At 48.6% G+C, this 14,757-nt stretch carries 12 protein-coding genes; all 12 read right to left on the bottom strand.

Annotated features, from left to right (window positions below):
• Nucleotides 1–273: 273 nt before the first annotated feature.
• The 12 genes from ACTIE6_RS02150 to ACTIE6_RS02095 all read right to left on the bottom strand — a co-directional run bounded on the left by ACTIE6_RS02150 (nucleotide 274) and on the right by ACTIE6_RS02095 (nucleotide 14,701).
• The gene (locus ACTIE6_RS02150) at nucleotides 274–570 is read right to left on the bottom strand and encodes a hypothetical protein (protein WP_439555063.1); all 297 of its coding nucleotides are present in this window, start codon (nucleotides 568–570) and stop codon (nucleotides 274–276) included.
• 48 nt (nucleotides 571–618) lie between these two features.
• On the bottom strand, nucleotides 619–834 hold the full coding sequence (locus tag ACTIE6_RS02145) for a hypothetical protein (protein WP_439555062.1): 216 nt from the start codon (nucleotides 832–834) through the stop codon (nucleotides 619–621).
• On the bottom strand, nucleotides 834–1,526 hold the full coding sequence (locus ACTIE6_RS02140) for a hypothetical protein (RefSeq protein WP_439555061.1): 693 nt from the start codon (nucleotides 1,524–1,526) through the stop codon (nucleotides 834–836). Before ACTIE6_RS02140 ends, ACTIE6_RS02145 begins: the two co-directional genes overlap by 1 nt.
• 98 nt (nucleotides 1,527–1,624) lie before the next feature.
• A complete protein-coding gene (locus ACTIE6_RS02135; RefSeq protein WP_439555060.1) occupies nucleotides 1,625–2,623 on the bottom strand; it encodes a hypothetical protein in 999 nt (332 codons plus the stop codon).
• A gap of 103 nt (nucleotides 2,624–2,726) precedes the next feature.
• A complete protein-coding gene (locus tag ACTIE6_RS02130) occupies nucleotides 2,727–3,266 on the bottom strand; it encodes a hypothetical protein (RefSeq protein ID WP_439555059.1) in 540 nt (179 codons plus the stop codon).
• 32 nt (nucleotides 3,267–3,298) lie between these two features.
• Nucleotides 3,299–4,138: a S49 family peptidase gene (locus ACTIE6_RS02125; RefSeq protein WP_439555058.1), complete on the bottom strand. Its 840-nt coding sequence runs from the start codon at nucleotides 4,136–4,138 to the stop codon at nucleotides 3,299–3,301.
• A 117-nt stretch (nucleotides 4,139–4,255) separates the two neighbouring features.
• Entirely contained in the window at nucleotides 4,256–5,086 is an 831-nt protein-coding gene (locus ACTIE6_RS02120) for a hypothetical protein (protein WP_439555057.1), read from the bottom strand.
• 3 nt (nucleotides 5,087–5,089) lie between these two features.
• Nucleotides 5,090–7,858 (bottom strand): hypothetical protein, encoded by a 2,769-nt coding sequence (locus ACTIE6_RS02115; RefSeq protein WP_439555056.1) that lies wholly within the window; start codon nucleotides 7,856–7,858, stop codon nucleotides 5,090–5,092.
• A gap of 7 nt (nucleotides 7,859–7,865) precedes the next feature.
• Nucleotides 7,866–8,429: a hypothetical protein gene (locus tag ACTIE6_RS02110; RefSeq protein ID WP_439555055.1), complete on the bottom strand. Its 564-nt coding sequence runs from the start codon at nucleotides 8,427–8,429 to the stop codon at nucleotides 7,866–7,868.
• A 115-nt stretch (nucleotides 8,430–8,544) separates the two neighbouring features.
• Nucleotides 8,545–9,087 carry a hypothetical protein gene (locus ACTIE6_RS02105; RefSeq protein ID WP_439555054.1) on the bottom strand — a complete coding sequence of 181 codons (543 nt, stop codon included), beginning with the start codon at nucleotides 9,085–9,087 and terminating at the stop codon, nucleotides 8,545–8,547.
• 111 nt (nucleotides 9,088–9,198) lie between these two features.
• A complete protein-coding gene (locus ACTIE6_RS02100) occupies nucleotides 9,199–13,755 on the bottom strand; it encodes a hypothetical protein (protein ID WP_439555053.1) in 4,557 nt (1,518 codons plus the stop codon).
• Between the two features lie 115 nt (nucleotides 13,756–13,870).
• Nucleotides 13,871–14,701: a hypothetical protein gene (locus ACTIE6_RS02095; RefSeq protein ID WP_439555052.1), complete on the bottom strand. Its 831-nt coding sequence runs from the start codon at nucleotides 14,699–14,701 to the stop codon at nucleotides 13,871–13,873.
• Nucleotides 14,702–14,757 lie beyond the last annotated feature (56 nt).

Here is a 14,757-nt window from a genome sequence, read left to right as displayed (position 1 = left end):
CGGTCGGAATGTGGTAGTCTTTTCGAAAAGCGGTTACCGGCTCGTCCACCGGCAGCATCCTGGTTTCTTGCAGGTACTTGCGCTTTGCCAATGCCTTCCGGTACATATCATCATAATACAGTACCTGCGAAACTTCTTTCATGCAGGCGATATCTTCCGGGATCTCGTGCAGCGCGTCGGCAAGCTCAGAGGCTAAGCGGTTGTATTCATCGGCCTGCTGGCAGCATTTGGCAAATTCAATTTTGAATTCATCTGCTGTCAGCGGCCGGCCGGCTATTGGCCTTTCGCTTTTGCGGCTGCTGGCTTGCGTGTCCTTTTCGGGCTTGGCTCTGGAAGCTCGACTGTCGGACCTGGTGCTGCTTCCGTTTCCGGATCCTTCTTTTCTGGCATCGGATATCTTTCTTCCAGCACGTCCAGGTACTTTCCCAGCTCCGGATCTTCTGCCACTGCCTTAGCAGGATCAGGCCCTATCAGTTTAAGCACTTCGGCTTCGGCCTTTTCTTCTGAAATGATACCGCGAGAAAGCTGCTTAGCAATGGTATTAAGGGCAATTTTCGTTTTAACGTCCACTGTATTGAATGGTAAAAAAGTGAGGTGTATAAAAAAAGAATCCCGGCTTCAGGACTCTTTTGTTTCGACAGCTTTTGATTTGGCGGCTGGTTTTTTGTTGTAAACCGGCTCGATCCATCCCGGAAACTGTTCGATAATCTTTTCAGCGTAGCGCTGCTCAATGGCGGTTAAACCGGACGGGCCAATGGTGATATTTTCTTCACCGAATTTGAAATTGACTGGCTTATCGGATTGATAAGCCAGTCGAACTTTTACCTTTTTCATCAGGCTTCTGCAAGCATGCCAGGCAGGGCCAGCGTATCAGGGTAGAAAGGCGGTTCAGTGACAAAGTTGTCATTGTCGCCAGTCAAAGAATAGCCGCGCTTGTCGCCGCCTTTCTTGCCCGAATCACCTTTTGACTTCAATACGATCGGCGAAAGCTTGGATCCGATCACGCGGATATCACCATCGTTTGTCTCGACAAAGAAGATACAGCCGGTATTGAGGAACTTGCGCAGCTCGACAGATTGGGCTTTGGTCAAACCAGCTATGTCAAGCGCCAATGCATGCTTAAAAGATTGGTAGTAGCGATCACCCTGGTTTTCAAAGGTGAAGTTTGCCGAGTTGTCGGCCGGCGTGATGACTGCGACAGTTTTACCTACTCCAACTGGTAAAGGTGTGGTGATCTCCATGGTTACCACATTCACGTCAGGCGCTGAGCCTACTGCCTTTGGCCAGTCGACGACCGCATCAAGCAAGTCTTTTACAGCGATCACACCAATACGACGAACGCCGGCAGGGTTAGCAAGCTGCTCGTCGATGTTGCGAAGGCCAGTGAATGAAGCGAAAGGAACGACTGCAAGAACCGCGGCACCTGCCAGGTCAGTCATACCTAAAAGAGCCTGTACTTCCGGCACCAGGTGAACGGCGATAACGGCCAGTACTGCCACAATCAGAAAATTCAAATACTTTTTCATGCTTAGTTTTTTGTTTTGATTGACCGGCCGCACTGCACCGGCGACCGGTCAAAAAGTTTTTAAATGGGTTATTCAATCAATGTTAAAGCCTGGAAAGCTTAGGCGCCTTGCGCTGCTTCACGTGCCCGCAGATCGTTTACCACGATCAAATCAGAGCGGAAATAATTAGGCGTAAAATCCCAGTCACCTACGATCGCAATCGAACGGTCGCGCACGCTGTAATCGCTAGTCAGCTCGATTTTATCCTGGGTACGGTCAGAAGCAAAAATGAAGTTTTCGTCTGGCGTGATGCACATGAAATCGCTACCAGCAAGTTCAAGAACAGCTTCAATTTTAATGTTCTTGTCCCAATAAAGAACCGGCTGATTGAATGAGTTGTAGGTGTTCTTGTTGCCGTTTAGCGACTCGGTTGCAAATTCGTATTCTGTCACTCTTTCAGGTGCGCAATACAGTGTAGCCGGTTGTTTTGCGTAAGCAGGAAGCTTAGTACGGTACACTTTTGACAGATCCTTGAACTCCTGAATGATGTTGTCTTCTGTCAAAAAGAAATCAGCAGCATGCGTTAAAATCAAACTGTCAGGAAGTTCATCGCTTACGATATCTGCGTCGATCATAGCGATCAGACCATTAACCACGTCGACCGCGTTCGTACCATTCACGTTATACACGCCATTCCAAACCGCATTCATAGTGTCGACACCTGCCATTTCAATGACAGTATCCCAGATATGGTCTGCGAACATGTATTTTTCAGGATCGCGGCCGTTTGTGCCTTCCACTTCTGCAAAATAGGTTGCTTCCAGTTGCTTGCGCTCGATTTCTGTGATCAAAAGATCGACCTTTGCAGGGCGAACTTTGGCGATACGCGCAGCCACTTTAATCGCATTGGCTTTCGGGTTGAAAGTACCCTTTCCACCAGGCTGCATCATGCTTTGAGCCGAGAATGAACCTAATACCAGTTCATCGGTTACGCGCAATTTCTTGAACGTTGCCAACCTTGCCCAGCCGTCGGTCAGCCTTTTAGCCAGAAGCGCCTGGGCTTTGGCTTTACGCTTTTTAAGATTTGCATCCAGCGTACTTAAATCAACACTTGCCATTTTTGAAATTATTAGAGTTTGAAATTTTTGATAACTTTTTAAAACCAGTCAGCTTTCCAGGCTCGATCCAGGCGGCTGACTGGTTACGCTCGATCTGGTTGGCCTACGCCTCTGAGCGGTTTCTTTTGTGTGCTTCGCGCGCTTCCAGATCTGTTTTTGTCAGACCAGCGTCAGCGCCAGTGCCTTCCTTATTGCTTAAATCTTCGTCGCCCAATGGGTTGACAGCATCGCGCAGCTTTTGCTTTTGCAGCTCAGAAGCTTCCAGCTTGGTAGTAGTTTCTTTCAGGCTGTTTTCGGCTTCGGTCAGCTTGCCGGCTGTGGCTGCATGCGCTTCTTTCTCGGTTGTTAATGCCGATTGTGCTTCGCTGAGCTGATTGGTAAGCGCCAGAACTTTGGCAGATAGGTCAGTATCCAAAACCTCGGTTTTGCTCTCAGCAGCTTCTTTCGAGCCTTTAACTTCCTGGCCGTCGCCAGCGGTATCCTGGGTTTCTTCTTCCTCTGTATCCACCGCGCCACGGATTGAAGTAGCGCCTTTCACGAAATCGTTATACTGCTCTGTGCTCAGGGTTTCGGAAAGGTCTTTGTGCGTTTTGCCGAAAACCTGGTCTAACCAGGCGCCGATCGATAATCTTGGTTTACTCATCCTATTATGAATTTTGCGTTTTGGTAACTCGTTTATGCGGCCAGCTGCAACACCCTTTTAATAGCCGCGTTCAGATCGCCTTTCTTGTCGGCTAGTCCTAGCTTGATCGCCTGATCAGCGCCGTAGGTGTTGCCGGTAAATACTTCGTTGGATGTGATCTTCCCGCCACGGCCACGTTTTACTGCGCCGACGAATTCACGCTGACAGGCATCCAAAACGCCTTGCAGTTGATCCAATGCAGGTTGTGGGAAAGGTTCGAAACTATTGAGCAGCGCTTTGTCCTGGCTACCAGTAGCGCGCATAATCCTCATATCCATGCCGTTTTTCTGGTAGTATTCAGCATAGTTTTCCAGAATGGCCAGTGTTCCAATACTGCCAATACCGCTTGCAGCCTGGTCCTCAATGAATATTTCATCGCCCTGCGATCCGATATAGTAGCCGGCCGAGTACATGCCAGCAGTTTGGAAAACGATTGGCTTTGATTTGCTGAAATCTGCAACTGCCTGAGCGAATGCCGGCAGGCTGTCACACGTGCCGCCTGGTGTATTAACCTGCATCACGGCGCCCTTGTAGCTTTCGTCCTTTGCAGCTGCACGGAGCAACCGGATGTAAAAGTCATTACCCCAATTGTAGTAGGGCTCGCGCGTCATCGGTCCCGATAGACTCAGCACCAATACAGACCGATCAGAAGAATAGCGGTCGGTGAAGTAGTCGTTCCATGCCTTTTCGTACCCGCTAGAAGCAGCGAGCTCTAAATATGCAGCCGGAAGTTTGGGTTCAAATGGTTTGATTCCCGCTCGAATCGATTGCTCGATCTCAGGAACGTATGTGTCCAGAAGGTGCCATGCTAGGAAAGATTTAAGTGAATTCATTACAACCGATTTAATCTGCGATCATTAAGTGATTGCAAGATTAAAGCAGATACACGCCCACAGAAAGGACATAAAAAAAGGCCTACTGTAAGCAGGCCTTCTCTTGAACTTTCACGCTCAGGCTGGATTCAGCCTGGCTTTGTTCCAGTTAAAGTCATCTAAAACTCGCTGTGCTGCGCTCTTGCCGCCTGGGATCAGCTTGGTAAGTCCAAAACGCTTTACTAACGCCTTCAATGAGGCACCACCGGCGCCAGCGCCAATCCACATCTTGCCTTCCCCTGGAATGGCGGCATTGTAAGGCTTAGCAAATGCAGTCCTGGCCACTTCAACACCATTGAAAAAAGTAATCAGGTTTCCATTTTCTACGGCCATGGCCAACTGCGCTGTTTTATTCAGGTACGTATCAACAACATCACCAGCTAGGGACCTGCTCGATCCGGTAACGCCATTTGATATACGGGCTTCAAACCCTAAACCGCCTGTACCAGTACGCATTATGATTTCATACTGGTCAGCAGTAGCAGAGCTGCTTCCCCTGGAAAGAAAAGCTTGGTAATTATTAGTAGTGAATCCTGTTTCCCGTTTGATCCAATATATGATTACAAAATCAGGATTTTCAAGCGTTGCGTTCAGGCGAAAATCTGCCGCATTGGTCGCAGTCAAGTAATTGCTTGTTTGCCCGGGAAGAAAAATTCCACCCTCGCGGAAGGCTATGTCTGACACCGTTGTCCTGTTGACAAGAAAGTTTGGTTTACCTGTTACCAGGTTGCGGATTACGTCCGATTGTTGTGGTGTCGCCTGAGTCGGCCAGCACGCCACTTTTCCGAAATCAAACAGGAATTCGGTGTGCTGGTCAATCCAATCGTCATTAGGATAAAACCGGCGCATTGTGCCGTTTGGATCATTGAAATTGCCTGGATATTTGGATAAAATGCCTTGTGATGCCATTTCTTAAATATTTAAAGTGTTGAAAAATGTTAGAAATTTCGCAGACAGGTCCGTTCCTGCTTCCTGGGAAATGTGGACTTTGTCAAAGCTGTATTCAGTCCAAACGCCGCCCACATTCACAATCAGGTTCCCGCCAGAGTCGCCAGCGGCCAGGCGCAAATAATAGTCAAGATTATTACCCCCGGTCGGCATGCCCTGGGTTAAGTCCCAATTGCCGACATAATTCAAATTCGCGTCTTTAAATGGCTTTCCTTCCCACTCAAACCAGTACGAAAATGGCAGCACGCCGTAAAGAGCCGCTACCTGGGCTTCTGTCTTTCCTGGGAATGTTGGATCTAGCCGCGTTTTTGTGGCGGCAGCTTCTAAAAGCGCCTTTCGTGGCGAAAACCATTGTCTTGGGAATGCCTTTTCGTAGAACTGCTCGACCTCGTAAACTACTCCCGTCTTATTGAAAGCATCTTCCTGGGTTTGCGCAACAAACCGGTTTAATCCTGCATTCCAGCTTGTGTATCTAACGCCCAAAACAGACCAGAAAATGAACCTTGCCTGCTCGGCCCCAACCAGCTCAGTGAATTGGTATGCAGCTGAAACAATGCGCGGGAAACTTAAATTATTCTGCCCATGCCAAAGAACCTGCACCTTGCCCACATGAGGATCACCAGCTGTTATACTATCGCGGATCATTGACAGGATATCTTCACTTGTCGAACCGCCATAGCCTCCCAGACTTGAAACCCTGCCTTGTGCCGCTAAAAGAGAATTGATTTTCGCCCCAACGCTGCCGCCGCCAAACATAGAATCAGACCAAAGTCGGATTTCGTCAGTGGTTTTTCTTCGAACTGACATAGAATGGCCCAGCCCCTTCACTGCTACAATCGTATTTGACTTATCTACCCTACGAACTGACCATTCAGCTGCATTCTGGCAAGGCAAGTAAAACCACTGGCCAGCTGGAACAGTTACCTTTTTGGACTGTATCAACCCCCATCCAGAGCGGTAAGCGATCATGTCCCCGATTGCGCCAGTAATACCGGCAGCAATAGCATTTGCAGAGAAAATATAAGCGTCACCATCTTTTGGCGATACTGGCGCGAAGGTTCCGTCACACTCACCCATGATATATAGCTCCCCGGGCTTTGAAACTCCGTACTTAACCCAATACGGACCGCCAGCCGTCTGCCGTCCTTGCACGTAAATCCTGCTGCCGACAGCGTAGTATTTACCGGCAAAATATCCCGAGTTAGTTACTGTCCAGAATTGTCCTTCATTGAAAAGGAATGTTCCGTCCCCGGGGCCTGATTGAATCGCATAGTCTGTATTGGCGGTACCTACTCCGATTTTTACCAGGCAATCCCCATTTTTAAAAGTTAGCCCGTTTGCCGTTCTGGTCCCAATTTGGTTTCCTCCGTCAATTACCCAGCAGTCGCCGATCGCGCCGGCGGGCAGGGCACCGTAAGTATTATCTGGGCCGTTTCCGTAATTCCCCCGATAATTCCAGCCAAAAACCCCGTTTGATGCGGGATTAAAATTGCCACGATTAGACCTTCCTCTTATTGGAATTCGCAAGGTTTCCTTAAACATCAGATCAAAGCCTGTATCATTTAACCCTTTCAATACTGGCGTTTGTTTGGGCGGGAAGCTTGCGAAAATGTAGCCTTGGGCGTTTGTCCGGGTTTCGATATTGATCTCAACGGCCCGCCATAAATCATCAACCTGGTAGGTGACATCGTTCAGGTTTGAAGCGTTGATCCTGGTAAATGCAGGGGTCGGTATTCTTCCCCGCAAGGCAGGCGAAAGCTTTGATTCTTCTATAGTGTCGTTCAAAAGCTTGATCCCCGCAATGGTGCCGTCGATAATCTCCAAATCAGCTTCTAACTTCCCGTCTTTTGTGACTGCAAAAGGCATCCGTCCTTCTTGATCCAGGAATGGCCACGCATAGCGGGATCCAGAATTATCCCAGGGCTGGAATAGCCTTTCACTTACGGCCTGAGCCAGTTTGTCCAGGGTAATAGAAGAATTTTCCAGTTGATCAGGCCCGACAGAATTGGGCTGCATGTTCTGCTTTTCAATAATGAAATTACCTTCCACCCCGCCGTCAGATTTTCTAACAGAAAGCCCGATGCGTCCCTGTGAGTCGGTTCTTACGTCCAAGTATTGGGAGTCAGGATCAATCGGCGTAAACAGGTCAGAAAGCCAGCTTTCCAGCTTTTGCCTGGTCACGCTGCCGTCGCTGGGCTGCGTTGCGTTTGGCCTCCAAACCCACAGGCTATTTGCTGCGTTCCAGTGCAATACGTCCCCTTTTTTCATATCCAGGGATTTGCCAGTTATCGTACTTGTCCCGTCAGCATCTACGACATAGGCGTCACCTTGCGCCTTTGGTACGGTATTAAGATTTGGCGTATTGGTGGCGATCGTGTAATTGTCCTTTGGAGTGAAGCCCTGGGCAATTAGCTGCTGAAATTGCCCTAAAAGCAACTGTGAATTATTATGTGCCTGCTGGGCCAAAGCCCGTTCATTGGATGTTTGCGAAAGCAGGGACGCCGTTTGCATGCGAATCGTTTCGAATCCGGCTCCAGTGTTTTGAGCCTGGTCTAACAGGCCGTTCATTTCGGCCATGCTGGCTTCCACGAATGCGCTGGAATTGGTTTCAAACACAAAGTCCGCCATGGCATTAAGTCCATCCCGGAAATCATTTTCCGCAATTGCCCTGCTCGTATTGTCGGGAAAGTTCTCACCAACCCATTGCTTAAATTGTTCTAGCGTAAAGCCCATCGTGTATTTAAGAGTTAAAACCTGTTGAAAATCCGTAAGAGAAGCCCGCATTATTTGGGAAAAGGATTTGATCCTGGTAATCGGCAAGAAGGGTATATGGTGTAAGCTGCTGTCCTGTTAGCGAAAAACTTATCGGGTTTGTGTCCCTTCTGCCTGCTCCAGTATTTCCTTGCAGGCTTAACCGTAACCCATCAGGAACACCGCCGAAGAGCCTTGTGATCTCATTATTGTCTTCGGCGATCACCAGCCAGTCGGTATTCCTCTCTCTTGCTATCCACTGAATCAACAGGTCCGAGAAATGGGGAAGTGAAAAGCTTATTGATTGAGCAAAGAAGATTTGCCCAGTGGGCGACTCTTGCTGCTGAACGGTTGCAATACACGGCAAATCCGAAGGAAAAATGAATTCATAGAAAACAAAGCTGGTTTGAGGCACCAATCCAGCAGAAGGGAAGAATTTCAACGTATCGGCAGATACTAACTTTATCCTCCGGATCCCGGATTGGTTTAGCGGCCTGAGCTGCCAGGGCTGGTTTGTTTCTATGATAGGCATACCCCAAAAATAGGGTAACATAACATTTGGCGAAAAGACCAAAAAACAGGCTGTTTTACAGCAGAAAACCGCGTTTCTGACTCAGAAATGCGGTTTTCATAGCCGACAAAATGGTGAAAAAGCCGACAAAGTTGTCTTAAACCCGACAAACAGGTGAAAAACCCGACAAAACCGGCATCGAAAGTTTGCGCATTCGGCGATTTTTTTTGTCGACTCTTGCCAAGTGGTCCCGGTACACCTTCCTGACCCTGTCCAGATCGATATCTTTATCCAGGGAATCGCTGGTAATTATTCCACGGCGATCTAAAAAAGCTTTCACCATCCAGCCATAATCCGGATTAGGATGGATCGTGTGGATCGCAGAAACTTCACGAATAAGCGAGGCGCGGAACAGCTCTTTAAGAAAGGCGACCAGGTCGGGATACTTCTCGACAGGAACATCGAAAGCCTTTAACTTACAGAGGTACCGCACAGTTAAATTGACGGTGTTCTTGGTAGGCTGAACAGGCTGAAAGATTTGATTGTGCGGAATGTGACGCGAAAATCCGTGAATCAAATGCCCGAGCTCTGAAAGCTTTGGAACTTCGATTACGTTCGGCTCGATAAAGTCGTAATCCGGCTCAGCGAGAATGAATTTATATACATAACGGGGCACGCATAAAGTGATTTCTTTAGTCATTTGACGAACGTTGATTAAGTGGGCTATTATAGTCGAAATATTATATTTTCGCTTGTAGTAACAATTGGCGATTTTATATAACAAATATACTAAAAATAGCAATTATTGACCTCATGCGAGATTGCTAATTCCTTCTAAAATACCATGTAAGACGCCATTTGCATTCGCATTGTTAACAGCGTTCTCGACGCCCCGGGTAGCGCCTACGTTTTCATTCACTGCGTTCTTTACGGCCTCAATTCTACCGGCAAGACCGCTGACCTGGCTACCCATATCTTTCAGTGCATTGGCTGTACTATCTGCACTTGCGCCGATTGCCTTTTCCAGGCTCAATCCAGTAGCTGTATTGGCGTCGCTGCTTGCTTCCAGCGTCTCGATGATCTCCTTCAAAAGTTCAAGCTGCATTTGCCCTTGCTTCTGGGATGCCTCGAATGCCGCCTGGCTTTCTGCTGTCGACGGGTTTGGTTCGCTGCCGTCGATCCCGTCATAAGCGCTAGTGTCTGCACTTGGCATATCAGCGATGTACGCATCCGCTTCTGCCTGTGCCTTGGCCGCTTCTGCTTCCGCATCTTTCGCAGCCTGCTCGGCTTTCCTTTTCTTGGATCCGAATAGGTACATTTCCTTTTTCCAGTAAGGAGATTCAAACATGGCGCCACCGTCCCGGTAGCTGCTTTGCAAGCCTGTTTCCATAGAAACGGCCTTATTACGCATTCCGGGAGTACGGGCGTTCTTGAACATTTCATTGATCAGCGGCATGTTTGCGGCCGTCTGATCAGCTGAGATAATTGCTTCATCCCCTTCCATTTCGCCCACTTCGCGGCCACTGGCCCGGTCAATCAGAGCGATTCCACCATCGCCGTAAATATTGCCATGCTTGCCGCCCCGGGCAATGAAACCACCAGGTAATCCACCGTCCCGGAAAGTAGGCTCAGGCTGGTTTTTGATCTTTGCAATCTGCACACCGGTAACAACGGCAGCAGTCGCGGCCAGGATGATATTAAGCGGGAAGAAGTTGGCCAATGCTTTCAAAACGGCCAAAGCGCCAGTAATCAGCGCGGTCGCGATGTCCGCCTTTTTCTGAGCCCGGAAAGCCTTCTGCTTTTCGGCCATTTCAGTCGCCCGGGCCTTGCGATTTTCGGCCGCGATCGTGTCTTCCAGGTCCGCTTTAAATTCAGCCTTTTGCTCTGCTTCGTCACTGGCCATTTGGATCTGCTTCTCGCTGGATTTCTCAGCATCGACCAAAAGCGTTTCCGTGCTCTCCATGGTAAATTCCTGCAAAGCATCGATCATTTCCGCTCTGGCTTCTGCTTCCTCGGTTGCCAGGCGGATTTTTTCTTCCGACTCTTTTTCAGCCAGGCGGATTTTTTCTTCGATCGCACGCTTTTCGTCTTCCGTTTTAGCCTGGTTAGCCAGGCGCTGCAATTCCTGGATTTTGGCTTCTTCGGCCGCTTTCATCTGTTGCAGCTGCTCGGAATAATACTTTTTGAGCGCATCACGTTTCTGCTCTTCGGTGCTGGTTTCGCTGGTTAGTATACGTTGAAGTTCTGTCAGCCGCTGGGTTTCGGCTTCTTTCAGGTCCTTCACATAGTTAGAGCTGGCCGTGATCAATGATTCTGTCACTTGTAGCTCAGTGGTCAGCGTGGCGATCTTCGCATCTACTTCACGCTTTGCTTCGGCGATTGCCTTTTCGGCTTTTTTCTGCGCCAGATCATTCAGGAAGTTGACAGCTGCCTGTGCAGCCTGCGCCCCGGTTTCATAAGCGCCCATGTCGGCAGATAGCCGCTCTTGCCACGCTGCCTTATGGCCGGCAACGATTTGGGAAGCTGCTGCCATAAAACCGGAAACGTCGCCGGCCAGCAGAGAAGCGAAGGCAGAAGAATAAGCTTTGGCATTAGCGACCTTGGTATCGTGCAGATCCTGGTCGATCGTCTTCTTATCGTCAGCCGCTTTCTTGACCGCCATGAGCGATTCGGTATTGTAGCGCGTTTCTATCGCTGAGAGCGCGACAGCCAGCTCGCCGGCATCATGGGTCAGCGCGATCGCTTTTTGCTGCTCAGCGGCAATTTCTGCTTCAATGGCCTGCTTTGTCAAGGCTAATTCAGCGTCGACACGCTCTTTCTTCACCGCCGCGAGTTTCGAGGCATTGCCACGCGCCTGCATTTCACGCCAGTCGAAAACCATCATTTCGGCTTTCATTTCCTGCTCGCGAATGAAGTTTTCGGTTTCCAGGCGCTTTTTAGCGGCTTCTTCTTCCTCCTTAATCCGTTTTTCACGGAAATCACGGCGCGCCTTTTCCAGCGCGGTTTCGCTATTGACATTGATAGCCTCGATAGCCCGGGCTTTTTCTGCTTCGTCAAGTTTGGCTTTTTCAATATCGGCCAGGCGTTTGCGGGCGATTTCGCGGATCTTGCTTTCCTGGATTTCCAGCGTATTTACAGCGGTCGCCTGCTCGTTTTCGGCTTCCATTTTTGCCAGCAAGTCGAGCGCTTTTTCACGGTCCTTTCTCACCTGCTCGTCGTATTTATCTTCGGCAGTACGGTAGGATTCCAGCAGTTTTTCTTTGGCTGCTTTGCGTTTGTCAAGCTCCTTTTGCTCGGCTTTGGTAATTGTGTCGGCGCCACCGGCAGCGATCAGGATTTCATTTGCAGCTGCTTGGCTAGCGCCTTTCTTGCTGATATCGACTTTTTCATCGATTGTTTTCTTATGAGCTGCTTTCAAGCCGGCAGCTTCCGAATTCAGTTTGTCCTGGTACCCCTTCATAAAGGCGTTACCGATGGTTTTCCCGCCTTCGGAAATGGCCTTGGCCATACCGGCAAAGTCTAGGTTGATAAGCGCCTTGCCAAATTCGGCGATGACAGTACCGGTAGCTTTTAAGCCAGCCCAGAGTGCTGCCACGCCGGCGCGTACTTTCTCAGAGTGGTTGTACAGTACAGTGAACCCACCGACTAGCAGCGAAACGCCGGCAACGACCAGCCCGATCGGGTTGGCTGTCATGGCAGCATTTAAAAGCCACTGCGCAGCTGTTACCGATTGGGTAGCGATCGCGCGCCCCTTCTCGACGGCAGCATAGTAAAGGGTACTTGCAGCGGCCGCAATATTGGCAGTATTTAAAGAGACGATCGCGACACCCAGGGCGATGAAAGCTTCCTTGTTTTCTTCGATGAATTCCGGAATGGCGCCGATGGTTTTAACCAGCCCAACAAAGCCAGCAGTCAGCGCGAGCACAACAGGGATAAGCGCATTTCCAAGCTTTTCACGGTATAAATCGACCACTTTACCAGCCTTTTCCAGCTTGGCAGCGGCAGTTTCATTCTTGATACTGAACTCAGCGGTCAAGCTGGTACCTTCCTTCATTGCCTTAGAAGCAAGCAGCTGTTTTTCGCGAACCATGTCAGTTTTATCCGACAGTAGCATCATTACTTTGGTCGCTTCCTGGCTCTTAATGCCCAGATCGTTCATTTGCTTAACAACCTGGTCAATAGGCATCCCCTTGAAGCTTTTAGCCAGGCGTAAAATCACCTCGTTCGGGTCTGAATTGATCAGCTTCTTAAACTCCTTTTCGGTCATGCCGATCTGATCAGCATAAAGCTTCGTGGCTTTTGCAGCGCCCAAAAGGATGTTGGAAAGACCGCCTGCGCCAATTTCAGCGGTAAGTCCCAGCTCTTGCAGTGCAGCGCCGAGTCCCAGCGTCTGATCAATTGCCGGCGCTAGTTTACCCAGCTGACCGACACGCGTGGTAAAGTCGCTGACAACCGGGCCAGTGGCTGATCCGGCAGCGCCCAGCTCGTTAATTGCTGAACCGATATCATTAATCGCTTTGCCAGCTTGCAGATCCTTGGTTTCTTTGAAAAGCTTGGACATCACGCCCAGCGTTGCCGAGACTTCTTCTGCCCCGCCGGAAAACTCATCACCCAATGCTACGACAGCTTTATCTACTGACTCAACAAAGCCCATCATCTCATCCTTGGCAATTCCGATCTGCCCGCCCACTTTGGCAATATCGAGCAGATCCTTTTGCGCGGTGCGAGTGTCGATCTTGCGGATCTCTGCATTTAGGTCAAAAACTTCTTTGGTAGTCATACCGGTTGCTTTCCGGATATCACCAAAGGCGTCAGAGGTTTCAGCGGCTTTTAATACAGCTTCTTTTCCAAAGTTGATAACTGACTCGATCAGCGACTGGATATTCATGATCGCAGCCAGCCCAAAAGCTTGCTTTATGGCGCTACCTGCGCTTGTGGCACCGGATACCATTTTCTGCCAAAGCCCTTTTTTCGTAGGTTCATCCAGAGCGGTGCTTATTCCGCTCATTTCTGCTTTTACCTCCTTGGCGCGGGCCGTGACTTCGGCTAGCTGTTTGGATTTTGAAATAAATTCGGCCGTCCCCGGCGTCATTTTCGAAAGTTCCTTATTGAGAATCCTTGCTTCATTTTGCAGCTCCCGGTATGTAAGACCGGTTAGACCCAACTCAGTTTTAAGCGCCTTTTGCGCATCCTGGTTTTTGTGGATCTCTCTTGTCAAAGTCTGCCATTCCGCAGATCCTTTCGGTACTTCTTTGAGTGCTTTATTGAGGTCGATCGCCTCTTTTTCGAGCAGGGAAAGTTTGTTACGGGCTTCATCCCCTTCGATTTTCAGGGTTATGCCGACCGTCTCGTTTTGTTGAAATGCCATTGATTACCGGATAACTGGACTGTGCGTCGAGTCCATGGAGACGCAAGAATCAGCCAAATTCCGATTGGAAAAAGGACAGGAAATCTACCTTATATACGGTATACCTGAGTGGCTATTATTGTTTAATGTCAACCCGCTTAAATATAGGTTTACGCAATCCTTGAATAATTGAGGTCCTTTCCTCTCCGTTCAGAATCACTCTAACTTCTGCTTTCGGATCACGGACCTGCCTTAGAACGTTTAAGTATTTATCTTTTGAGACTAGTATATCTCGCTCATTGCCATCATTTAGCATAGTCAACTTTTTAATTGTAGGGATTTCGTTTTCCTGATCAATCTGTAGTAACAGCCGATAAGAGCCTTTCATCCAGTTGACTATTAGCTCGTATGAAGCGGATTGGCCGAAATTTTGTGCGGAAATGTGGAGCTGCTTTGATTGGCCTTTTGGAAGAGTGAATATGGAAGACCGAACAAATAGCTCTTGAGTACTCTGCTCCCAAAAAACCGCAGAGCTTTGATTATGGTCAGAATCATTAAGGCTTTTCATGAATCGAGGACGTCCAGTATAATCATCCCTAATTGATATTTCTAAATTGTAAATCGGGTATTTGCCAGAGTTTTCTGCATAAAAAGTTACTTTATTAGCTTTTTCGTTACTTGGGAGGACGTCCGCAAAAACTATCTTAATCTTAGGTATGTCGTCTGCCCCGATTAGTTGTTTGATCGTCTCAATTTGAGTTGCAATTATTTCCTGCTGACTTTCCAATATTGAATCTGTTTTTGCCAGTTGGATTGTGGCCTTTTTAAGTAGACCTTTCATTTCGACGGCTGAATCCTGGGCCGACTTTAATTGATGATAAGCACTGAATACTAGCAATGCAGCGGTAATAAGAGTTGCAAAAAAAATATAATGGTACGGCTCGAACGTCCCAGAGAATTTGAACATAATGCTAGGAAGGTTTAATTTTCGATAAATCTAAACTTTTATCAACAAGCAAGAAA

This window comes from Dyadobacter sp. (assembly GCF_051859145.1).
Classification (GTDB): domain Bacteria; phylum Bacteroidota; class Bacteroidia; order Cytophagales; family Spirosomataceae; genus Dyadobacter.
The sequence above is the reverse complement of the archived record's forward strand: the minus strand, read 5'-3'. Positions and strand labels throughout refer to the sequence as shown.

What these genes read in the sequence shown, in the direction of transcription:
- ACTIE6_RS02140 (WP_439555061.1), bottom strand. Translation starts at nt 1,526, where the DNA reads ATGAAAAAGTATTTGAATTTTCTGATTGTGGCAGTACTGGCCGTTATC.
- ACTIE6_RS02105 (WP_439555054.1), bottom strand. Translation starts at nt 9,087, where the DNA reads ATGACTAAAGAAATCACTTTATGCGTGCCCCGTTATGTATATAAATTC.
- ACTIE6_RS02115 (WP_439555056.1), bottom strand. Translation starts at nt 7,858, where the DNA reads ATGGGCTTTACGCTAGAACAATTTAAGCAATGGGTTGGTGAGAACTTT.
- ACTIE6_RS02145 (WP_439555062.1), bottom strand. Translation starts at nt 834, where the DNA reads ATGAAAAAGGTAAAAGTTCGACTGGCTTATCAATCCGATAAGCCAGTC.
- ACTIE6_RS02130 (WP_439555059.1), bottom strand. Translation starts at nt 3,266, where the DNA reads ATGAGTAAACCAAGATTATCGATCGGCGCCTGGTTAGACCAGGTTTTC.
- ACTIE6_RS02095 (WP_439555052.1), bottom strand. Translation starts at nt 14,701, where the DNA reads ATGTTCAAATTCTCTGGGACGTTCGAGCCGTACCATTATATTTTTTTT.
- ACTIE6_RS02135 (WP_439555060.1), bottom strand. Translation starts at nt 2,623, where the DNA reads ATGGCAAGTGTTGATTTAAGTACGCTGGATGCAAATCTTAAAAAGCGT.
- ACTIE6_RS02100 (WP_439555053.1), bottom strand. Translation starts at nt 13,755, where the DNA reads ATGGCATTTCAACAAAACGAGACGGTCGGCATAACCCTGAAAATCGAA.
- ACTIE6_RS02110 (WP_439555055.1), bottom strand. Translation starts at nt 8,429, where the DNA reads ATGTTACCCTATTTTTGGGGTATGCCTATCATAGAAACAAACCAGCCC.
- ACTIE6_RS02120 (WP_439555057.1), bottom strand. Translation starts at nt 5,086, where the DNA reads ATGGCATCACAAGGCATTTTATCCAAATATCCAGGCAATTTCAATGAT.
- ACTIE6_RS02125 (WP_439555058.1), bottom strand. Translation starts at nt 4,138, where the DNA reads ATGAATTCACTTAAATCTTTCCTAGCATGGCACCTTCTGGACACATAC.